At 71.7% G+C, this 21563-nt stretch carries 14 protein-coding genes; 5 read left to right on the top strand and 9 right to left on the bottom strand.

The genetic code is table 11. The features are described 5' to 3' along the window. Position 1: 1 nt before the first annotated feature. The 3 genes from Ate02nite_RS02695 to Ate02nite_RS02705 are packed head-to-tail and all read right to left on the bottom strand — an operon-like array spanning position 2 to position 7011. Positions 2–3007 (bottom strand): hypothetical protein, encoded by a 3006-nt coding sequence (locus Ate02nite_RS02695; protein ID WP_203798272.1) that lies wholly within the window; start codon positions 3005–3007, stop codon positions 2–4. Then, on the bottom strand, positions 3004–6003 hold the full coding sequence (locus tag Ate02nite_RS02700; protein WP_203798274.1) for an FtsX-like permease family protein: 3000 nt from the start codon (positions 6001–6003) through the stop codon (positions 3004–3006). The genes Ate02nite_RS02695 and Ate02nite_RS02700 overlap by 4 nt, the downstream gene beginning before the upstream one ends. 9 nt (positions 6004–6012) lie before the next feature. Further along, positions 6013–7011, bottom strand: coding sequence for a magnesium transporter CorA family protein (locus tag Ate02nite_RS02705; RefSeq protein ID WP_239147069.1), 999 nt, complete (start codon positions 7009–7011; stop codon positions 6013–6015). Between the two features lie 43 nt (positions 7012–7054). On the opposite strand from Ate02nite_RS02705, the gene Ate02nite_RS02710 reads away from it, so the two are divergent. After that, positions 7055–7768, top strand: coding sequence for a nicotinamide mononucleotide transporter family protein (locus Ate02nite_RS02710; protein WP_203798277.1), 714 nt, complete (start codon positions 7055–7057; stop codon positions 7766–7768). Here the strand turns inward: Ate02nite_RS02710 and Ate02nite_RS02715 are convergent. Beyond that, positions 7765–9270, bottom strand: coding sequence for a peptide-N4-asparagine amidase (locus Ate02nite_RS02715; RefSeq protein ID WP_203798279.1), 1506 nt, complete (start codon positions 9268–9270; stop codon positions 7765–7767). The genes Ate02nite_RS02710 and Ate02nite_RS02715 overlap by 4 nt on opposite strands. A gap of 40 nt (positions 9271–9310) precedes the next feature. After that, positions 9311–11290 carry a threonine--tRNA ligase gene (gene thrS / locus Ate02nite_RS02720; RefSeq protein WP_203798281.1) on the bottom strand — a complete coding sequence of 660 codons (1980 nt, stop codon included), beginning with the start codon at positions 11288–11290 and terminating at the stop codon, positions 9311–9313. A 251-nt stretch (positions 11291–11541) separates the two neighbouring features. Between thrS and Ate02nite_RS02725 the strand changes: the two genes are divergently transcribed. Both Ate02nite_RS02725 and Ate02nite_RS02730 read left to right on the top strand, forming a co-directional pair. Continuing rightward, positions 11542–12057: a SigE family RNA polymerase sigma factor gene (locus Ate02nite_RS02725; protein WP_203798283.1), complete on the top strand. Its 516-nt coding sequence runs from the start codon at positions 11542–11544 to the stop codon at positions 12055–12057. Next, positions 12047–12811 (top strand): hypothetical protein, encoded by a 765-nt coding sequence (locus Ate02nite_RS02730; protein WP_203798285.1) that lies wholly within the window; start codon positions 12047–12049, stop codon positions 12809–12811. Before Ate02nite_RS02725 ends, Ate02nite_RS02730 begins: the two co-directional genes overlap by 11 nt. Before the next feature lie 531 nt (positions 12812–13342). On the opposite strand, the gene Ate02nite_RS02735 is transcribed toward Ate02nite_RS02730, so the two are convergent. Together Ate02nite_RS02735 and Ate02nite_RS02740 are read right to left on the bottom strand one after the other, a co-directional pair. Next, positions 13343–14077 carry a hypothetical protein gene (locus tag Ate02nite_RS02735; RefSeq protein WP_203798287.1) on the bottom strand — a complete coding sequence of 245 codons (735 nt, stop codon included), beginning with the start codon at positions 14075–14077 and terminating at the stop codon, positions 13343–13345. A 16-nt stretch (positions 14078–14093) separates the two neighbouring features. Further along, positions 14094–17063: a toll/interleukin-1 receptor domain-containing protein gene (locus Ate02nite_RS02740; RefSeq protein WP_203798289.1), complete on the bottom strand. Its 2970-nt coding sequence runs from the start codon at positions 17061–17063 to the stop codon at positions 14094–14096. Positions 17064–17185: 122 nt separating this feature from the next. On the opposite strand from Ate02nite_RS02740, the gene Ate02nite_RS02745 reads away from it, so the two are divergent. Continuing rightward, positions 17186–18697 (top strand): catalase, encoded by a 1512-nt coding sequence (locus Ate02nite_RS02745; protein WP_203798291.1) that lies wholly within the window; start codon positions 17186–17188, stop codon positions 18695–18697. A 98-nt stretch (positions 18698–18795) separates the two neighbouring features. Here Ate02nite_RS02745 and Ate02nite_RS02750 read toward each other — a convergent pair whose 3' ends face one another. Then, on the bottom strand, positions 18796–20436 hold the full coding sequence (locus Ate02nite_RS02750) for a CocE/NonD family hydrolase (RefSeq protein ID WP_203798293.1): 1641 nt from the start codon (positions 20434–20436) through the stop codon (positions 18796–18798). A gap of 52 nt (positions 20437–20488) precedes the next feature. Here Ate02nite_RS02750 and Ate02nite_RS02755 point away from each other — a divergent pair, with 52 nt between their 5' ends. Beyond that, positions 20489–20902 (top strand): MarR family winged helix-turn-helix transcriptional regulator, encoded by a 414-nt coding sequence (locus Ate02nite_RS02755; RefSeq protein ID WP_203798295.1) that lies wholly within the window; start codon positions 20489–20491, stop codon positions 20900–20902. Between the two features lie 99 nt (positions 20903–21001). Here the strand turns inward: Ate02nite_RS02755 and Ate02nite_RS02760 are convergent, their stop codons facing one another. Next, entirely contained in the window at positions 21002–21457 is a 456-nt protein-coding gene (locus Ate02nite_RS02760) for an Lrp/AsnC family transcriptional regulator (RefSeq protein ID WP_203798297.1), read from the bottom strand. Positions 21458–21563 lie beyond the last annotated feature (106 nt).

Consider the following 21563-nt stretch of genomic DNA (forward strand, 5'->3'; position numbering starts at 1 on the left):
TTCAGTTCCCCGTTCCCCGGTCGATCCGGCGGTGCAGGTCGCCGCCGGTACCGGCGGCGACGATCGTCAGCAGGATAAGCACCAGCAGTGTGGTTACGGCCACGGACCGGACACCGGGCCAGCCGGGCAGCGGCAGGCTGGGCGGATTCAGCCCGGCCAGCGGCAGCGCCCAGCCGGTCATCGCCCAGGTGGCCAGCCCGGTGAGCACGCCCACCAGCGACGCGAACGCGACAAGCACCGGATAGGTCCACAGTGTCGCCCGGGCGGCGGTCCGGCGGCGCAGGCCCTGGGTGCGCAGGGCGGCGAGATCCTCCACCCGGCGGGCCCGGTCGACCGCGGCGGCCAGCACCAGCGCGCCCGCGCCCAGCAGCACCGACAGCGCGCCGGCCAGGAGATAGAACCAGAGCGCCAGCGCCGGGCCCTGTTCGTCCAGCTGGCGGCGCACCGCGGCGGAGCTGTTGTCGCCGGTCACGGTCAGGCCGGCCGCGCCCAGCCGGTCGAGGATGTCGGCCGGGGCCCGGTCGTTCAGCCACACCTGCGGCTCCAGCGCGACCGCGGCGGTGGCGGCGGTCCGGTCGGCGTACTCAAGGTCGACGAGCGCACCACGCTGCCCGAGCCGGGGCACGGCCGGGAGGCGGTCGGTGAGCTCGACCGGCATCAGGGCGCCGTCCATGTCGGTGAGCGTGTTGCCGATCGGCGCCTCCCCCGCGTAGGCGGCGGGCAGCGGCGACGGGGTGTCGGCCGGGCGGATCCACGCGCCGGTCGGCAGGCCGCTGGCAGCGTCCAGATCGATCAGCAGACCATCGGGGTCTGCGGCGATCTTCGCCACCGCCGGGGCCAGCCAGCCGGCCGGGTCCAGGAGGGCCGGGTCGACCGTGCCGATCGCGCTGACCACCATCTTCGCGGTCACCCCGACGATGGTGGCGGTGGTGTTCAGCTGGATGCCGTTGAGCCGGCAGCCCTGCGCGCAGACCGGCGCCCGCTGCTGGTAGGTCCACCGGCCGACGTGCAGCTCACCGAGCTGCACGACCGCGTCGCCGAGTCCGGTCAGCGAGGTCACCGACAGGGCGACCACCAGCGGCCGGCCGGGCAGCATGCCGGAGCCTGTCGCGGTCAGGCTCAGGTCCTCGCCCTGCAGCAGGATCGGTGCGGCGGTGGGCGGGCGCAGCCGCGTGCCGACCTCGGCGGCCGGGGCGGCGCCACCCGGCCACGTGGCGACGGCGGCGAGCCGGGTCGCGTCGACGGCGAGCGCGGCCGGTTCACCGGCCGTGGAGCTGGGCATCCGGGCCACCGCCATGGCGAACTCGCCGTGCGGGTCGATCTGCTCGACGGCGTTCCGGAGCTGGCTGCGGAACAGCGGTTCGACGGTGAGCACCCGGTCGGCGCCGACGCCCAGGCCGGCCTGCATCTCCCGGCCGCGGGTGGCCGCATCGACCGCGCAGACGCCGTAACCGGCCACCGCGACCGTGGCCACCAGCAGCGCGAACAGCCGCTGCGCGCCGGGCCGGCGGGACAGCTGGAAGGCGGCCAGGGCCGCGCCGAGCCGGCCGCCGCGCAGCGCACGGGTGGCGTATCCGGTGATCAGCGGCAGCAGCGCGCGGGCGGCGAGCAGGGCCACGGCCAGGACGATGAACGCCGGGGCGAGCCGGCCGATGCCGGTCAGCTCGCCGTCGCTCAGCGCCAGCTGGACGCCGCTGATCACGGCCAGCAGCACGATCACCGCTTCGACCGCGACCGCGCGCGGGCCGTTGGCCGCGACCGGGTTGCGGCGCAGCAGCGTGGCGACCGGGCTGAGCAGCTGGCGGCGCTGGGCCAGGACCGCGGCGGCCAGCGCGGCCAGGGCCGCGATCGGGGCGTAGCGCAGCGACGACCAGTCCGCGCCGGAGCCGATGCCGCCGAACCGGGCCGCGGTCACCGCGTCGACAAGCAGCTGGCCGGCCAGGCAGCCGGCGACCGCGCCGAGCAGGATGGCGATCAGGCTTTCCCCGGTGGCCAGCCACCAGCGCGTCCACCAGCGGGTGCCGCGCAGCGCCACCAGGGCCAACTCCGGCTGCCGGCCCTGGCTGCCGTAACTGACGGCCAGGAAAATGCTGAAGCAGGCAAGCAACACCAGGGGTACGCCGAGGACCGGTATCAGCACGCGCGCCGCGGACCGGCCGGCCTCGATCCGGTCCAGAAGGTACGGCATGCTCGTGTCGATCTGGATGGTCGGGCCGAGCTGGGCCGCCGACGCGTTGAGCTTGGCCAGCCCGGCCCGCAGCTCGTCGAGGTGGTCGATGTCGAGTGCGCGGGGGCCGGCGGTGCCGTCGATCGACATCTCGGTGCGGCCGTGGTCGAACGCCTTCAGCGTGGTCGCGCCGGCGAAGACCGGCTCGCCCGGCCCCCTATTGGGCACCGCCGTCCAGTAGCCGTGCGTGCCCCAGAAGATGTCGCCCGGTTCCGGCACCTCGTAGATGCCGGCCACGTCGAGCCGCTTGGGCTCGCCGTCCTCGGTGTAGTACGGGTCTCGCGGATCGTCGACGAACTTGCCGTAGGTCAGCGTGATCGCCGAGCCCGCGGTCAGGTGCAGCCGGGCCGCGGTGGCCTGGCCGAGCAGCACCTCGCCCTCGCCGGCCAGGCAGCGGCCGGCGACGATCCGCAGGTGCGCGCAGACGCCCTGCCGGAAGGTGAACCGGGACGGGTGCAGGTTGTCCTTCTCGATGCCGATGGCCGGGAACTCGGCGGCGTAGGTGTAACCGAACCCGGGCAGGTTGAGCAGGGCCGCGCCGACGTTGCTGAAGTCGGGGGTGCCCGGATCGACGGTGCGGTCGTCCTGGTTCGCGGTGATCACGACGCCCCGCTCGGCCGGGGTGGCGGTGGCGATCTGGCCGGCCGCGACGGCCCGGTCGGTGGCGATCAGGTAGGCCGGCGAGGCGACCGCGGCGGCCACCGCGAACAGGGCGAGCAGCCCGAGCGTCACCGACTGGCCGCGGCGGGTCCAGAGCATGGCGAGGACGAGGCCGATCACGCGGTGTCCTCCGCTCGCAGCCGGCGGATCAGCGGCAGCACGGCGAGCAGGCCGGTCAGGCCGAGCACGACCAGCGCGGCCGGCAGCGCGATCGCCACCGTCACCCCGCCGAGGGCGCTGGGCAGCGGCAGCACGTCCCAGCCGTCGGTGAAGGCGGGCACGGTCACCCGGGCGAGGGGCCGGGCCAGCACGGCCGCGCCGATCCCGGCGAGCACGCCCGCGCCGATCAGGCCGGCGGTTCCGGCGTACGCGACGGCGACCGCGACCCGCCCGGCCAGGCCCTGCACCCGCAGCGCCCGGAGTTGTTCGAGCCGGGTGCGCCGGTCGACCGCACCGGCCACCCCGATCGCGGCCGCCGCGAGCAGCAGCGCGACCACCCCGGCCACCAGGGCGAACCGGCTGGTCACCGCGGGCGCCTGATCGGCCAGCACGGCGGCCCGGCCACCGATCGAGGCATCCTGAGTGACGGTCAGGCCGGCCGCGGTCAGCGCCCGGACCGTCCCCGCCCCGGCTTCGGCCGAGAGCCACACCTGATAGTCGCCGGGAGCGTCGGTGTCGCCGAGGATCCGGCGGCTCGCGTCCAGGTCGACAAGCACCCCGGTGCGGCCCACCACCGGCAGCGCGCGGGCGGTGCCGGCGATCCGCACCGGCACGCCGGGCCCGTCGATCGCGAACAGGGCCGGCTCGGTGAACTGCCAGTCCGGCAGCGGCGGGCCGGCCTTCACGATCGGCAGCGGCAGGGTGGTGTCCACCGCGTACACCGCGTCGCCGATCTGCGGCAGGCCGGCCGGGTTGGCGTCCACGCTCAGCCGCAGGGTGCCGCCGGTGGCGGTCACGTCGAGGGCCGCGCCGAGGGTGCCGGGCCGCCAGCGGGCGATGTCGCCGAGGTTCGTCGCGTCCAGCACGACGGCGTCCGGGCCCTGCTGGGTGAGGCCCTGCACGGTCGCGGCGGCACCGGCCGGGGGTGGGGACATCCGGCCGTCGGGCTGCGGCGGACTGGTCAGTTCCCAGCGCAGGATGCGGCAGCCGCCGGTCGCGCAGCCGTCGACCGGCGCGGCAAGCGTCTGCTCCCCTTGCGCGGGCACGCCGAAGCGGACCCGGACCGGCGCGCCGGTGCTCTCGTTCTGCAGCACCAGGTTCAGCGCGGCCGGGACCTTGCTGTCGTAGCGCAGCCGCAGGCTGAGCCCGGTCCCGGTGATCGGGGCCGACACCGGCGCGGGCGCGGTGGCCAGCACCGGGCGCGGGCCGTACTCGGGTCGCCAGCGGGCGACCGCGGCCAGCCGGGTGCTGTCCACCGCCAGGACCGGCAGCGTGCTGGTCCGGTCGACGACCACGGCCATCGCCCGGTCCCCGGCCGGGTCGGCCGCGCGGACCGCCCGCAGCAGCGCGGTCCGGCTGGGGGCCTGCACGGTGAGCACCCGGGCGGCGCCCAGCTCCGAGGCACTGCGCTCGATCCGGGCGGTGCGCTCGCCCCACCAGCCGCCGAGCGCCGTGCCGAAGACCGCGACGGCCACCACCACCAGCGCGAACACCCGATCGCTGCCGGGCTGCCGGGACACCTGCACCGCGGTCAGGCCGAGCCGGAGCCGGCCGGTGCGCACGGCCGCACCGCCGCCCCGGTCGGCCGCCCGGCCGAGCAGCCGGGCCAGCAGCAGCGCGACGGCCAGCGCGACCAGGGCCGGTGCCGCCAGCGCCAGGCCGGCCCCGGCGACCCCGGACCGGGCCTGGTAGACGGCGGCGACCGCGATCGCCAGGAGCAGCAGGTCGGCCAGGCCGGACCGCCAGTCACCCCGGCCGCCGCCGACGTTGCGCAGCAGGTCGGCCACCGGTCGGCGGAGCACCACACCCTCGATCACGGCCAGCACGAGCAGGCCGCCGGCCAGCACCGCGGCCGCCGCGGCCACCGACAGCAGCAGGGCGGTTCGTTGCGCTTCGGGCCGGGTGACCGGGCCGGCCAGCACCCGGGCGAGCAGGTAGCCGAGCGGAAGACCGGCCAGCGCGCCCAGCGCCAGCGGCACCAGGTGCTGGCCGAGAGCCAGGCGCAGCATCGACCAGCGGGTGCTGCCGCGCAGCTTGAGCAGGGCGGCGTCGCCCCGGCGGTCCCGGCCGGTGTACCGGCCGGCCAGGCCGATCGCGAACCAGGCCAGGATCAGGATCTGCACCATCGCGACGAGCACGCCGCGCTCGATCGCGTCCCGATCGCGGCCGATGGTGTCGAGCAGCGGGCCGCTCAGGTTGACCAGTCGCAGGTCGGCCTGGTCGAGACGCACGGCGGCGGCCCGCAGCACCGGGCCGAGGCGGTAACCGTGGTCGCCGCGGAGCAGGCTTTCCGGGATCTGTACGTCGTACGCCAGGGTGGGTTGCCAGAGCTGACGGTTCTGGAAGGTGTCCAGCGGCGTGAACGTCGGATCCAGGCCGGTGTCCTTCCGGAACAGCGGATTGCTCCAGTACGGACTGCCCGGCTCGGCCAGCTCGTAGAGCGCGACCACCTTGAGCCGCACCGGCTCGGCCAGCACGGTGTTGCGCAGCTCGATGGTCTGCCCGGCCGAGACGCCCAGCTGCTGGGCGGCGTTGCGGCTGATCGCCGCCTCGTACGGCGCGGCCGGGCACGGGCCCTCCAGGCGCAGGTGGGCGCAGAAGTCGTCGCGGTAGGCCACCTGGATGGCCGGGATGCCGGTGCCGTGGGTGGCGTTGAGCGGCTGGACCAGGCCGGTGACCGGGTCGGCGGCGGGCAGCGGGAGCTGGTCGCGCACGGTCGACGCGAACTGCCGGAGCGAGGTGCCCGGGTCGCCGTTGGTCTCGGCCCGCTGCCGGATGGAGAGCGTGCGCTGCTCGGCCGGGGCGGCAGCGACGTCAGCCGCGGCCGACCGGTCGGTGGCGACCAGCGCGAACCAGGGCGCGGCGGCGGCGACCGAGGCGGCCAGCGCGGTGAGGATCAGGACGGTCAGCACCTGGGCAGTGCGGGTTCGCACCGCACCCCAGATGACCGTGAACACCCGCGCAGGTTACAGCCAGCCTCGCCGCTTCAGGTACCAGTAAAGGCCGCCGGCCACCACGACCAGCAGGATCATGCTCTGGATGTAACCCCAGGTCTGCTGATACCCGGGATAGGGCAGGTTCTGTCCGAAATAGCCGGTGAGGGCGGTCGGCACGGTGATGACCGCGGCCCAGGCGGCCAGCTTGCGGGTGATGTCGTTGAGCACGTTGCCCTGCTCGGCCAGGTCGGCCTGGAGCAGCCCCTCGATCCGGTCGCGCAGGTGCTCGATCTGGTCGCCGGCGTGCCGGGCGTGGTCCTCGACGTCCCGGAAGTAGGGCTGCAACTTCTCGTCGACCAGGCCGAGGTCCTTGCGCATCGCCTCGGCGATCACCTCCGGCATCGGGGTGACCGCCCGGCGCAGCGCCGCCACCGTCTTACGCAGCCGCATCCCGTGCATCCGCACCGCCCGGGGCGCGCCGCCCTCCTCCAGCAGGGCGTCCTCGACCTTGTCCATCGCCTCGTCGAGTTGCTGGGCGGCGTCGACGTGCCCGTCCACGACGACGTCGAGCAGGCCGTAGAGCAGGAAGGAGACGCCGCCGGAGTCGGCCAGCTCGGCGTCCGAGTCCCAGCGGTCGACGAACTTCTGGGTGTCGGACGGGCCCTTGCGCACGGTGATCAATGCTCGTTCGGTGACGAAGGCGCTGATCTCGGTCTTGCCGAACGGCGGGGTTTCCGGCTTGGTGGAGACGTCCACCCCGTAGACGTTGAGGAACAGGTGCTCGGGGTAGCGATCGAGCTTGGGGCGCTCGTGCTCCTGGGTGGCGTCCTCGACGGCGAGGGGGTGCAGGTGGAATTCCTCCGCGACCACCGCCAGGTCTTCCGGGCCGGGGCGATAGAGGTCCAGCCACAGGACCGCGTCGGGGTGCTCGGTCAGCAGGCCCGGGGCCTGGTCGGCGGGGAAGCCCTCGGCTACCAGACGGCCCTTGGCGTAGAGCCGGGTGTCGGTGGGGCAGGACGGCGCGTTCACCGTCACACTATGCCCCACCAGGGCGATCGCCATACGATGGGCCGTGACCTGGATCGATCATCTGCTGACCTCGTTCTACAACGCCAAGTGGCAGGTGACCGCGGATCAGGCGATCTACTACCGGGAGATCGTCGGCAACGCGTTCGGGCTGGGGTCGGCGTTGTTCGGGCTGCGCCGCAACGCGTGGGCCTGGCCGGTCGGCATCGTCGGGAACGTGCTGCTGTTCACCGTCTTCATGGGTCAGGCGATCGGAAACGATCAGGGCACCCCGCTGTACGGGCAGGCGTCGCGGCAGGTGTTCTTCATCATCACCAGCGTGTACGGGTGGTGGGCCTGGCGGCGCAATCGGGCGCGTACCCATGGGGTCGCCGTTTCGCCGCACTGGGCCACGCCCCGGCAGCGGGCGTTTTTCATCCCGCTGGCCCTGGTCGCCGTGGTGGTCTGCTTCTTCGTCTTCCGCGCCGTCGGCGCCGGCTTCCCGGTGCCGTGGTGGTACTACCTGGCCGACTCGTGGATCTTCGTGGGCTCGATGCTGGCGACCTACGCGATGGCCCGCGGCTGGGTGGAGTTCTGGCTGGCCTGGATCGCCGTCGACCTGGTCGGGGTGCCCGAGTTGCTGCACTTCGGTTACTACCCGTCGGCGATCCTCTACGCCGTCTACGCCGCGTTCGTGATCTGGGGCTTCGTGGTGTGGCTGCGCATCTCCCGGGTCGAGCGGCGGCCGGCCGCCGGCGAACCGGCGGCCGTGCCCGCCTAGAGCACCGTGCCGTTGACGGTGCGGATCGTCCGGTCGTAGCGGCCGGCGATCCGGTAGCGCTCCTGCGTGGTGGCGGTCGCGTGACGCTGGTCGCGCGGCACGTTCAGCAGCCAGCTCGCCTCGCCGGTGAAAGTGTCGGTCACCGGGCCCCGGGCGTCGGTCATCCGCATCGTGGTGGCGAGCCGGTCGTTCGCGTCGATGGTGACCGCCCCGTCGAGGGTGAACCGCTGGGCCAGCCGGGTGACCTTGCCGCCGGTCACGCTGGTCGCCTCGTCGGTCCAGGTCGCGTTCAGCGCGTCCGGGTTCTCGCCCTCGCCCCACGTGTGCGTGCTGTCGTTGCCGACGCGCTGGGTGACGGTCGACGTCACCACACCGTGCGAGGTGCGCAGATAGCCGGTCGCGGTGAAGGTGTGGCCGCCGTGGGTGTCGACCCGCCCGGTCGTGGCGGTCACCTCGTCGGCGAGAGCCCCGAGGTGGTCATGGAGAAGTCCGCCGGTGACCCGGGCGACACCGCGGTCACGCCAGCCGAGGAAGTTGACCGGGGTGTCCCAGCCCGACTGCCCGGCCGGCACGCCGACCACCCGCACCGACACCCGGTGGGCGGCGCCGTCGGTCAGCCGGCCCAGGTACGGAGTCAGGTCGTAGCTGATCGGGCGGATGTCGAAGGCTCTCGGGGCCGGGACGACGTACCAGAGGAAGGGGTTCGACCAGCCGCCGGTGTAGACGTGCGGGAACGGCGCGGCGATGCCGGCCACCCGGCCGTCCAGCAGCACCTGCACCTCGCGGTACGGGCCGGGATCGGCCGGGCACGAATAGCCGGTCGAGGTGGGTGCGGTCAGGTACCAGAATTCCTCGCAACCGCCGCCGGAACCGGTCGCGTAGACCTCGGCCAGCAGTTTGGACGTGTTCGGGGCCACCCGGACCGTGCCGGTCAGGTCGGGGCCGTCACGGCCCTGGTCGGCCAGCGGGAGCACGTCGTCCGGGCCGGTCGCGGAGCCGGCATAGAACGTGAGCGAGACCTTGACGTTCAGCACGCCGGTGTACGTGTCGTCGACCGTGTTGCCCAGGTACATGTTCACCGGGTGCGGTGCGCGCAGCAGCGCGGCGTACTGCGTGACGTCCTTCTCCACCGACCACGCTATGCCGTCCGGGGACGGCTCGGGGGTCGAGGTCTTGAAGATCATGACCCCGCCGATGGTCAGCCAGCCCAGCCGGTCGTACTGGCGGCCCTTGACGTTGCCGTCCAGGCGCAGGACCACCTTGGCCCAGGGGCCGCGGCAGGCGGCCGGCGGGGTGAAGTCGCTGACGTACGTGTCGTAGCCGGCGAACGCGTGGTCGACGATGGTCGTCGAGCAGGATTTTCCGGGCGGCACCGCGATCGGTGGCGCGGCCGTGCGCGGGTCGTCCCAGTCGGAGCCGAACTCAGCCGGCGGAGCGGCGAACGCTGGGCCTCCGCTGAACAGGACGAGGCCGGCGGCAGCGATGGCGATCAATCTGCGCATATTGATCACCCTGCCACCGCCGGGCATCGACGTCCATATATCAGGCGGCGGACGGCCCCACATTGATACGGGAGCGGACCACCTCGACCACGTGGGCCACGGCCTCGTCGATCGAGACGCCGTTGCGCTGGGAACCGTCGCGGTAGCGGAAGGAGACCGTGCCGGCCGCCACGTCGTCGTCGCCGGCGATGGCCATGAACGGGATCTTCTGCTGCTGGGCGGTGCGGATCTTCTTCTGCATGCGGTCGTCGGAGAAGTCGACCTCGGCCCGGATGCCTTCCTTGCGCAGCTTGCCGACGAACTCTTCCAAATACGAAGCGTGGTCGTCGCGGATCGGGATGCCGACCACCTGGATGGGCGCCAGCCAGGCCGGGAACGCGCCCGCGTAGTGCTCGACAAGCACGCCGAAGAAGCGCTCGATCGAGCCGAACTTCGCCGAGTGGATCATCACCGGTTCCTGGCGGGTGCCGTCGGAAGCCTGGTACTCGAGGCCGAAGCGGGCCGGCTGGTTGAAGTCGTACTGAATGGTCGACATCTGCCAGGTGCGGCCGATCGCGTCCTTGACCTGCACCGACACCTTCGGGCCGTAGAACGCCGCGCCACCGGGATCGGGCACCAGCTGCAGGCCGGACTCGATGCAGGCGTCCTCCAGCACCTTTGTCGCGACCGCCCACTGCTCGTCCGTACCGATGAATTTGTCGCTCTTGGGGTCTCGGGTGGAAAGCTCGAGGTAGTAGTCGTCCAGGCCGAAGTCGTCCAGCAGCGAACGCACGAAGTTGAGCAGGTGCTTGATCTCGTCGGCCGCCTGGTCGGCGGTGACGTAGGAGTGCGAGTCGTCCTGGGTCAGGCCGCGCACCCGGGTGAGGCCGTGCACCACGCCGGACTTCTCGTAGCGGTAGACCGAGCCGAACTCGAAGAACCGCAGCGGCAGCTCACGGTAGGACCGCCCACGCGCCTTGAAGATCAGGTTGTGCATCGGGCAGTTCATGGCCTTGAGGTAGTAATCCGCCCCCTCCAGCTGCATCGGGGGGAACATGGTGTCCTTGTAGTACGGCAGGTGCCCGGAGGTGTGGAACAGCCCCTCCTTGGTGATGTGCGGCGAACCGACGTACTGGAAGCCCTCTTCGATGTGCCGGGCCCGGACGTAGTCCTCCATCTCCCGCTTGATCACTCCACCCTTCGGGTGGAAGACCACGAGACCCGACCCGATCTCGTCCGGGAAGGAGAACAGGTCGAGCTCGGCGCCGAGCTTGCGGTGGTCGCGGCGCTCGGCCTCGGCCAGCCGGTTGAGGTACGCCTTCAGGTCGTCCCGGGACGGCCACGCCGTCCCGTAGATGCGCTGGAGCTGCGGGTTCTTCTCGCTGCCACGCCAGTAGGCGGCGGCCGAGCGCATCAGCTTGAACGCCGGGATGAAGCGGGTCGACGGGAGGTGCGGGCCGCGGCACAGGTCGCCCCAGACGCGCTTGCCGTCCTTGTCGATGTTGTCGTAATGGGTCAGCTCGCCGTGGCCGACCTCCATCACCTCGTTGGCGTCCACGTCGCCCTTGAGGTCGACCAGCTCCAGCTTGAAGGGCTCGCTCGCCAGCTCGACCTTGGCCTCGTCGAGCGACTTGTATTCGCGGCGGCGGAACGTCTGGCCCGCCTTCACGATCTCCTGCATGCGCTTCTCGAGCTTGGTCAGGTCTTCCGGCTGGAACGGCTTCTCGACGTCGAAGTCGTAGTAGAAACCGTTCTCGATCGGCGGGCCGATGCCCAGTTTCGCCTCGGGGAAGACGTCCTGCACGGCCTGGGCCAGCACGTGGGCGGCGGAGTGCCGGAGGACGTTGAGGCCGTCCGGCTCGTCGATCGCCACCGGCGAGACGTCGGTGTCCAGCTCCGGCGCCCAGTCGAGGTCACGCAGGCGGCCGGCGGCGTCGCGCACCACCACGACGGCCTTGGGGCCGGACGTGGGGAGGCCGGCCTTGGCCACCGCGTCGGAGGCCGTGGTCCCGGCCGGGACGACAAGAGGAGCGGCGGACACGGTGGTTCTCCTTAGATTGGAAGCGGGCCGTTGAGAATGCTATCCGGCCGGAAAATTCCGCGAGGAGCGAGCAACCTTTCCCGGCGCGGCGGCCACTGTACGGCTGAGTCCTGTCGTCCCCCGATAGATGGACTCCGCCTGGCCGGCCGGTTTCCCACGAGCTGACCGGCCAGGCGGCACCCCGGTCGAACTTTGCGCAGCTGAACCCCGTACCGAAAGAGGGTTGATCGAAAGCAGATGGGAAGCACCGCGTGAGCGAATCGGAAAGCGCGTTCCGGCGGTTCTTCGAACTTCATCACGCGGATTTGTCACGGCTTGCCTATCTTTTGACCGGCGAGACCGGCGCCGCCGACGATCTCGCCGCCGACGCGTTCGTCGAGGTGTGGCGGCACTGGCCGCGAGTGTCCGCGGCGGACAGCCCACTCGCCTACGCCCGGGGCATCCTGGCCAACCTGGCCCGGCACTGGATCAAGAGGCAGAGCCGGGAGCGGCTCGGGCTGCGCGGCCTGACCCTGCTGCGCCGGGCCGGCGAGACCGACACCAACGCGGTGCTCGACGTGCGAGCGGCGCTGCGGCAGCTCCCGCAGCGGCGCCGCGAGTGCGTGGTGCTGCGGTACGCGTTCGACGTGCCGGAACGGGAAGTGGCCGACATCCTCGGCATCTCGGTGGGGGCGGTCAAGAGCCAGACCTCCCGGGGTGCCGCCCAGCTCAGCGAATATCTGCAGGACCTACCGGTAGCGACAGGAGGTGGAACACGTGCCCGATGACCGCGACCTCCGCAGCGTGCTGCATGACGAGGCCGACCGGCACTCCCCCGATCGGGGCGCGATGCTCGACCGGATCAACCAACGACGCGGTTCGGCGCCGAACCGCCTGATGTCCCTCTTTCGGCCGGTCGAGCCGGGTCCCCGGCGCATCCTGAACGTGGCGCGGCCGGTGGCGGCCGCGGTCGCCGTGGCCGGGCTGCTGGTCGCCGGCGTGACCGGGATAAACCTGGCCGGGCAGCAGACGGTGCCGCCGCCGGCTCCGCAGGCAGCCGCGTCGCCGCCGCCCGTCCCCACCTCGCCGGCGCCCTACTCGCCGGCGCCCTCGTCGTCAGCACCGTCCGCGTCGGCATCGTCGTCCGCACCGCCGAAGAAGCCGCGCCTGCTCACCGCGACCGGCTCGCTCAACCGCTACTCGATCGACAACTGGGGACAGAGCGACCTCGTGGTCGACACCACCGGCACCATCACGAAGCTCGACGTCACCGTGCGGATCGCCCGGACCCCCGGCCTGCTCGACACCGGGCACTGGACGTCGGTGCCCAACGAGCTGATCACCTCGTCGGTGAGCACCACCGGGTCCGCCTTCGTCTACCGGTTCACGCTGAAGGCCGGGGCGACCCTCGCCCCGGGCAGTTACACGTTCGCGACGCAGTACAACCATTCGGCCGGCACCCGGTCGATGGCCGCCGACTCCTACGAGGTGACCGCCACCGCCGGCAAGAAGACGCGCCTCACCGGCGGCTACACCGCCTAGTCGCCTTTCGCGCTCGAGGTCTGCCGTTCCGCATTCGCCGTACCGATCGACGCGCGCCTGTTTCCCAGGAAACTGCCCTCTCCCGCAAGGGGCCGGCTTCCGGAGAACTGGCAGCTTCTGCCCGGAAAAGAACAGATCCCCTTTCCGTACGCGCCGGTCCGCTCCCGTGCCACTCAGTCCCGGTAGGTGCAACTCACCCTCCGCGCGCCCGCCACGGGCGGTCCCGACCCAAGACCTCAACCCCCACCCGACCCGCCGGCAGGCGCCGACCCGCCCCGGGCCGCCGACCAGGACAAACACCAGCCCGTTCGACAGTTTGCTCTGCTCACCTATACGCGCTGCTGTTCAGCGCGTATTGGTAAGCAGAGCAAGGCCCTCGGGGTGGGTGTCTGGTTGCGCGAGAGACGCGGCACGTGCCGGTGTTGCACGCCGGTCGCGCGGTGGCGGCGGTCGGGGGGAATTGCGGTTGTCTGCGGTGTCGCCCGTACCAAAACAGGTTTTGTTTCTTGCGACCCTGATTCTGAAAGGTGTTCAGACGCCGGGGACCTTGCCGGCCAGGGCGGTCTCGGCGAATTTGAAGGTCTCCGGCAGGTATTCGTCGACCTGGGTGTATTCGCCGTAGAAGGTGACCACGAGGCCGCCCTGCCGCACGTAGCCCTGGTCGATCACCAGCGGCTCGTACGGCTCGGGGAGGGCGATCGTCATCCGCAGCCGCAGTTCCTCGTCGCCGTTCGTACCGTCCTTGGCGGCCAGTTTGTACGGGTACTTGCCGAGTGCCTTCCCGGACGGGCAGGCCTGCGGCAGCGTCCGCAGGAAGGCCAGGAACGCGGTGGCGCGAGCGGTCGTGTCGGCCCCGGTCCCGGTGCTGAGCTGGCTGAGCGACACGTCCTGGCTCACGTTGTTGTAGAAGCCGTACGCGCCGTTGCGCGGCTTCAGGCTCTCGTGCCGTTTCTTGAGCCCGCTCGCCTGGCTGCAGTTCTGCACGAAGTTGTCGATCCGCGGGAAGCCCTGGCTGAGCTGGGCCGGGCCCTTCCAGTCGGTGCCGAGCGCCGAGGCGGGGGCGATCGCCGTGTTCCGCAGCGCGGCGTCCGAGACCTTGGGTGTGAAGTCGGCCGGCGGCGGGCTGGTCGTGATCACCGGCAGCGGCGGCGCGCTGGACGCGACGGCCGCGCCGATCGGCGTGTCCCGGCTCTCCTCCTTCTTGTCCGAACTGCCACAGCCGGCGAGCAGCACAACAAAGGTGAACAGGATGGCGGTCCTGCGCATGACGACCTCCCCAGGGTCAGGTGCACGGTGGATGGAACGGCAGGCCCGGGGCGACCCGGGCCCACTGCGTCGCGGTCATCGGCGGTCCCGCGCCCACGCACAGCGCGCGGGCGTTCGCCGCCGGATTCAGCTGCCAGACGACGGTCGTGCCATGAGCGGTGGCCAGCGACAGCACACCGCCGGCGAAGGACAGTGACGCGGTCGCCTCGGCGGACGCATCGACCGGCAGGAGCAGCTCGACGGTCGCGGTGTCGTCGCCGAGCCGGTAGACGGCGAGGGTGCGGTCCCGGCCGAGCACGGCGACCCGATCGCCGGCCGGGGTGAGGGCGACCGCGGTCAGGGAGCCGGTGTCGGTGAGGTCGGCGATCCGGTGCATGTTGGTGCCGCCACCGGTGACCCGCCAGACGGTCGCCGTGCCGTCCCGCCGGACCACGGCCACCGTGCGGCCGTCCGGACTGACCGCCGCATCCCAGGTCGGGCTGTCGCCGCCGGGCAGCCGGCCTCGCTCACCGGCGTGGGCGGGATCGGTGAAGTCCCAGATCTCGACGAGCCCGCCTTGGCCGGCGACCAGCAGCAGCCGGCTGTTGCCGGCCGCGAGCGGTGCGAGGTGGCTCAGCGAGCCGACGGTGACCGGAACGGTGGCGAGAGCCCCGTCCGGATGGTCCAGCGCGAAGATCGACACCTGGCCGGTCAGGTCGCCGACCGCGACGGTGCCGCGGTCGAGGAAGGTGACCGCGCTGGCTTGGATCAGGCACCCCAGCTTCTCGTAGCCGGGCATCGGGCAGCTCTTCTGACCGTCGACAAGCTGCCATCGAGCCACCTCGCGCATCGGGCCGGCCGGATCCACGCTGAAAGCCCACACCTCCTGCTCGAAGTAGGCGGCGAGACTTCGGCCGTCGGGAGCGAACGCGACGCCCTGAACGGTGTCCGGAGCGGCAACGGACCCGAGTTCGCGCGGATTGAGCGGATCGGTGGTGTCCCACAGCCGGATGGTCTTCTCGTCGGCGGTGACGGTCCGGGTCCCGTCCGGGCCGGCCACCGCCCGGCCGGGCAGCACCGACCGGGCACCGAGCTGCCGGGTGTCCAGCGTGCTGTAGATCCGCAGGGTGTTCGGCGGCGCCACGGTCTCCGCTTCGGCGTTACCGCCGGGCGTGAGCAGGGCAAAGCGGCTGCCGTCCGGGCTGAAGCCGAGGTCGAGCGGATTCCACGGGCTTTCCACCTCCGCGGCGGACCAGTCTTCGTCGGGCCCGTCGTTGGGCAGCTCATCGGCCAGGACGTACTTCCCATCCGCGGGAGTCGCCCGGAACTGGGCGGTGAGCACGGGCTGGCTGCCGGAGACGTCCCAGCACGAGACCGTGCCGTCATCGCCGACCGCGGCGATCCGGCCGCCCGGGCCGTAGGCGATGTGGCGCACCCTGATCGCCGGATCGGCCACCGGCAGGGTCACCGGCGCGCTCAGCGCGCCGCCGGCGCTCGCGGTCCATAGCCGGACCGCGCCCCGACCCGCGGTGACCAGGTGCCGACCGTCCGGGGCGTAGGCGAAGGTGTAGATCGCGTCGGTCTCCTTCACGGCCGACGGCAGCACCCGGCTCGGGTCACGCTCATCGAGCAGCACCAGCAAGGTCGGGTTGACCGAGATGTTGGCGGCCAGCTCGTCGTTGATCGGCGGGGTGGGTTTCCGCAGCAGGATCGGAGCCATCGCGGCGACCTTGCCGCCCGGCTGGTGCTGGAGCTGGTAGCGAGCGAAGCGCTTGCGGAACGGCATGGTGCCGAGCGACACCGGCAGGGCCGGGTCGGCGATGTTCCACTCCTGGATGTTGCCGCCGCGGTCGGCCGTGGTGATCCGCTTCCCGTCCGGGGTGAAGGCGGCGGCCAGCATCAGCTCGTCGCCGCCGACCAGACGGCCCGCCTCGATCGGGGCGCGCGGGTCGCGGACGTCGAGGAGCAGCACGTCGGTGCCGTCGGCGACGGCCAGCAGGTGACCGGGCGCCGGGCCGAAGACGGCGGCGCTCACCTGCTTGCCGTCGAGCGGTTTCTCGGCGAGCAGTTCGAGGGTGGCCGGGTCGTACAGGCGCAGCGTGGCACCCACGGTGGCGAGCACCCGCCCGTCGGCCCGGAAGGCGAACCGATCCGCGGCCACCCGCAGTTCCTGCGGGATCGCCGCCCCAGCCGCGAGAGCCCCGGTCACCTGCGGGGTCGCCTTCAACCGGTAGGCGGCGGCGAGCAGCTGCCGGGCCAGGCCGGGCTGGCTGTCCTGGACCGCCTGGGACTCGCCGACCAGCTGGTTGGCGACCGCGGTGTTGCGCTGGTCGACGGCGATCGCCCGCTGCCGGGTGGCGATCACCGCGGCCGTGGTGGTGGCCAGCACCGCCGCGGTGAGCAGGGCGACCGCACCGCGCAGCGTCCACCGGGCCCGGGTGCGCTGCCGCAGGTGGTCGCCGACGATGGTGTCCTTGGCGACGCCGCGGATCGGGGCGGCGAAGTCGGCCACCGCGTCACCCAGCTCCTCGCGGAGGGTGCGCAGGTCGATCCAGTGCGGCTCGTGCTCGAACACGCCGGCCAGCGGTTCCCGTGGCAGCGCGTCGGTGGCCGCCCAGTCGAAGTCGCCGTCACCCCAGACCACCTGGCCGCCGGTGACCGCGATCAGCATCCGGTCCGGGCCGCGGTTGGCCAGCCACCACTCGATCTCGCGCCGCACCCAGACCGAGGCGGCCGACCCGGGCGAGGCGATCAGCACGAACCAGCGGGCCGAGGCGAGCGCGGCCTCGATCGTCGGCCACAGCTCGGGCGCGGCGGACAGGTCGGTGACGTCCCGGAAGATCCGCAGCGGGCGGTGCGGCGGGCCGGGCCGGTCGGTGAGCGGGGCGGTGCGATGCCGGAACCACGGAACGGCGAACCGGCGCAGGTCTCGTTGCAGGGCGGCGGCTACAGGTAGGTCGCGGGCGTGGCTGTAGGAGATGAAGGCGTGATACGCCCACGGCGGCATGACCGTTACCGAACCGGACATTGATCCCCAGGGCAAGACACCTGTCGGGAATTTGAGTGAGTCCAGGAAACGCGGGTACCCGGTGAACGACCGCTAACCATTACCGAGCGTCAGGAGCCGAAGTGACCAGGCCCACCACCACGGACGCCGGGATTCCGATCGCCAGCGACGAGCATTCGCTGACGGTCGGGCCGGACGGCCCGATTCTCCTTCAGGACCACTACCTGATCGAGCAGATGGCCAACTTCAACCGCGAACGCATCCCCGAGCGGCAGCCGCACGCCAAGGGCGGCGGCGCGTTCGGCTACTTCCAGGCGACCCAGGACGTCAGCGCGTACACCCGGGCCGCCGTCTTCCAGACCGGGACCAAGACCGATTCGCTGGTACGTTTCTCCACCGTCGCCGGGGAGCGGGGCAGCCCGGACACCTGGCGGGACCCGCGCGGCTTCGCCGTGAAGCTGTACACCGCCGACGGCAACCTGGACATCGTCGGCAACAACACCCCGGTCTTCTTCATCAAGGACCCGATGAAGTTCCAGCACTTCATCCGCTCCCAGAAGCGCCGGTCCGACAACAACCTGCGCGACCACGACATGCAGTGGGACTTCTGGACCCTGTCGCCCGAGTCGGCGCACCAGGTGACCTGGCTGATGGGCGACCGGGGCATCCCGCGCACGTGGCGGCACATGAACGGGTACGGCAGCCACACCTACATGTGGATCAACGCGGCCGGCGAGCGGTTCTGGGTGAAGTACCACTTCAAGACCGATCAGGGCATCGAGTTCTTCACCCAGGACGAGGGTGACCAGATGGCCTCGGCCGACACCGATTACCACCAGCGGGACCTGTTCGAGCACATCACCGCCGGTGAGCTACCCAGCTGGACGCTGCACGTGCAGATCATGCCGTTCGAAGAAGCGAAAACCTACCGCTTCAACCCGTTCGACCTGACCAAGGTGTGGCCGCACGCCGACTACCCGCTGCGTGAGGTCGGCAAGCTGGTCCTGGACCGGAACGTCACCGATTACCACACCGAGATGGAGCAGGCCGCGTTCGAGCCGAACAACACGGTGCCCGGCACCGGGCTGTCGCCGGACAAGATGCTGCTGGCCCGCGGGTTCAGTTACTCGGACGCGCACCGGGCCCGGCTCGGCGTCAACTACCGGCAGATCCCGGTGAACTCGCCGAAGGTCGAGGTCAATTCGTACTCGAAGGACGGCGCGATGCGGGTCAAAAATGTCACCGACCCGGTGTACGCGCCCAACTCCTACGGCGGCCCGAAGGCCGACCCGTCACTGACCGACGACGGCGGCACCTGGTATTCCGACGGCGACATGGTGCGCTCCGCGGCCACCCCGCACGCCGAGGACGACGACTGGGGTCAGGCCGGCACGATGGTCCGCGAGGTGCTCGACGACGCGGCCCGCTCCCGGCTGACCGACAACATCGTCGGCCACCTGCTCAACGGCGTGAGCGAGCCGATCCTGCAGCGCGCCTTCGCGTACTGGAGCAACGTCGACAAGGACCTGGGCGCCGCGGTCGAGGCCGGCGTCCGGGCCAAGCAGAACGAGAAGGACCCGAAGGCCGCCAAGCAGGCCAACCCGGCCCGCTCCACCATGCAGGCGAAGGCCTGAGCGACGACCTCAGCCCGCCGTCACCCGGAAGATCTCGATGACGGCGGCGCCGGGGCGTGCCGGGGGCCGCAGGTCGCCGACGAATGCGAGGGCCAGGGTCATACGGTCTCCCCGATCGGCAGCAGCAGGCGGGACGGGCCCAGGGTGATCCGGTGCCGGGACGGGACGAGCTTCGTGCCGGTGCCGGGGTTCTCGTCGGTGCCCAGGTTGCGGGTGAACTGCGGATAGCAACCGCCCGCGATCAGCAGCCGGATGCGGGAGCCGGCGGCGAACCGGTGGGCCACCGGCAACAACGTCAGCCGGACCGGTTCGTCCTGGTCGCGGGCCGGGTCGAGGCGCCGATAGCCTTCGGTGACGTTGTGCGAGCGGCCGTTCGCGTCCACCTCGCTGACCCGGACGAACAGGTCGGCGTGCGGGTTGTCGGTGTGGTGCGCGAGCTCGATCACCGGCGTGCCGTGCACCTCGATGGCGGCCGGCAGAGCCTCGCCGGTGAAGGCGAGCACGTCGGCGCGGGCGGCCAGCGCGCCGTCGTCGACCACGCCGCCGTTGTCGAGCAGCGGCCCACCGACGGCCGGGGTGGGATCGGCCGGGTCGAAGGTGAAGCCGGCCTCGCCGGCCTTCGCCGAAGCGCCGAGGCCGCCGCCGGGCGCCGGATGAAGAGCGAGGTCGGTGGTGGGTGGCGGCCAGGCGGCCAACTCACGCCATTCGCTGGTCCCGGTGACTTGCAGGCGTACGGGCGTACGCCGGGCCAAGGTTTGCTTGTTGAGTTTCGCGGCCAGCCAGTCCAGTGCCTCCGGGATGAGGATCGGCGCGGCCTTGCCGATCACCTCCTGGTGCGTCCACGGCCCGACCGTCAACGCCACGTCGAGGCCACGTTCACGCAGGTGGCGGTATTGGTCGTAGGTCTGCGCGAGGAACAGGTCCTGCCAGCCGGAGTGCAGCAGGATCGGGATCCGCACCGCGTCCAGGGCGGGCACGTGCCGCATCGGCGCCCAGTACGGGTCGCCGTCGATGTCCGGCCGGGTGACCCGGTCGCGGAACCAGCGTGCCCCGCCCGCGTAGTGCCGCTCCCCCGCGTCGGCCAGCGGCAGATCGGTGAAGACCGACTGCAGCGCGCGTTTGCGGGCCGGACCGGAAAGGATCTGCCCGAGCTGGCCGCGCAGCAGGCCAGGCTGCTCATCGGTGTGCGGCTGCCGGTTCATCATGTCGCTCCACCCGACGAGGTCGAGGTTCATCGCCCCGTTGCCCCAGGCGTGCCGGGCGAAGTCGTGCGGTCCGACGGTGATCACCGCGGCGGCCAGCTCGGCGGGCGGGTCGTCGAGCAGCGCCCACTGGGTATAGCCGAGGTAGGACGGCCCGATCGTGGCGAACGTGCCGGTGAACCAGGGCTGCGCGACCAGCCAGGCGACCACCTCGCGGCCGTCGGCCTTCTCGGTGCGCATCGGGTCGAAGTCGCCGCCCGACCCCGCGGTCCCGCGGCACGACACGAACAGCACGTGGTAGCCGCGAGCCGCGTACGGCCGGGCGTACAGCTCGGCGAACGGGAAGCCGAGGCCGTACGGGCCACGGACCAGGATCGTACCGACCGGACTTCCGGCCGGGCGGTAGTGGTGGGCGGCGAGCACCACCCCGTCGCTCAGTGGGATGCGGACCCCGCGGTCGACCCCGAACGGCCCCGGCTCGCCGGGCAGTTTGAGAAAGCGGGATACCAGGCGGTCGCGCAGCGTCGCACGGGACATGATCACACTGTGTCGTTCATCAGGTTTCCTGTCAATGGGCTAACCTCACGGCATGATCGATGCCGGTCCGTCCCTGCTCTACCTCGTCAAACAGGTGGAGCTCGCGGTCCGCGCCCGCCTCGAGGAACTGGTCCGCCCAACCGGCATCACCGCCCTGCAGTACACCGCGCTGACCGTGCTGGAACGCCACGACGGAATCTCGGCCGCCCAGCTCGCCCGCGGCTCGTTCGTCACCGCGCAGTCGATGGCCGACATGGTCCGCGCGCTGGAAACCCGCGGCCTGATCGAACGCCGGCGCAACCCGGCCAACCGCCGCGAGCTGCTCCTGCACCTCACCGCGGCCGGCCGCGAACTGCTGGCGGCGTGCGCGGAGCCGGTGCGCGAGCTGGAGGCCCGCATGATCCGCGACCTGGATCCGGCCGAGCTGCGCCGGGCGCTGACCACCGCCCGGGAGGCGTTGATCTAGGCCGTGCGGGCCAGGTGGAACGGGAGCCGATCGAACAGGAAGCGGCCGTGCATGATGCGGCCGCGGCGACCGGATCACGGCGCTCACCCGGTTCCCGGATCAGGACGGGGTCGCGTAGCGCAGCTTGTGCACCTTGAGGATCGGGGTGGTCTCGGTGCTGCGGACGCCCTCGATCCGGGCGACCTTCTCGTTGAGGAAGGCCCACAGGGCGGCGTTGTCGGTGGTCAGCACCTCGACGCAGAGGTCGAAGCGGCCGAGCACGGTGGAGATGTAGGTGATCTCCGGCAGCTCCACCAGCGCGGCCACCACGGCGGAGTGCCGCGCCGGGTCGACGGTCAGGAAGACCAGCGAGAGGTGCGTGTTGCCGAGCTGCTCGGGGTCGGTGAAGGCGACGATCCGCAGGATGTTGGCGTCCTGCAGGCGCTTGACCCGGGCCCGCACGGTCGCCTCGGACGAGCCGATGTTGCGGGCGATCTCGCGCAGCGCCCGCCGGCCGTCCTCCTCCAGCTCGTGGACGATCGCCCGGTCCAGCTCGTCAAGGGTGTGCTCGGCCATGGCCAAAGACTAGTGATCCGCGTTTCCGCGCGGTAAATCCCTTCGCCTCTTGCGCTTTGCGCAGCCGAACCCCTTCCGGACGCGCATTGCGTGGTGTTAGCGTCTC

The sequence above is a fragment of the Paractinoplanes tereljensis genome (assembly GCF_016862435.1).
Lineage (GTDB): Bacteria > Actinomycetota > Actinomycetes > Mycobacteriales > Micromonosporaceae > Actinoplanes > Actinoplanes tereljensis.

What these genes read in the sequence shown, in the direction of transcription:
- Ate02nite_RS02715 (WP_203798279.1), bottom strand. Translation starts at nt 9,270, where the DNA reads ATGCGCAGATTGATCGCCATCGCTGCCGCCGGCCTCGTCCTGTTCAGC.
- Ate02nite_RS02755 (WP_203798295.1), top strand. Translation starts at nt 20,489, where the DNA reads ATGATCGATGCCGGTCCGTCCCTGCTCTACCTCGTCAAACAGGTGGAG.
- Ate02nite_RS02750 (WP_203798293.1), bottom strand. Translation starts at nt 20,436, where the DNA reads ATGTCCCGTGCGACGCTGCGCGACCGCCTGGTATCCCGCTTTCTCAAA.
- Ate02nite_RS02735 (WP_203798287.1), bottom strand. Translation starts at nt 14,077, where the DNA reads ATGCGCAGGACCGCCATCCTGTTCACCTTTGTTGTGCTGCTCGCCGGC.
- Ate02nite_RS02760 (WP_203798297.1), bottom strand. Translation starts at nt 21,457, where the DNA reads ATGGCCGAGCACACCCTTGACGAGCTGGACCGGGCGATCGTCCACGAG.
- Ate02nite_RS02740 (WP_203798289.1), bottom strand. Translation starts at nt 17,063, where the DNA reads ATGCCGCCGTGGGCGTATCACGCCTTCATCTCCTACAGCCACGCCCGC.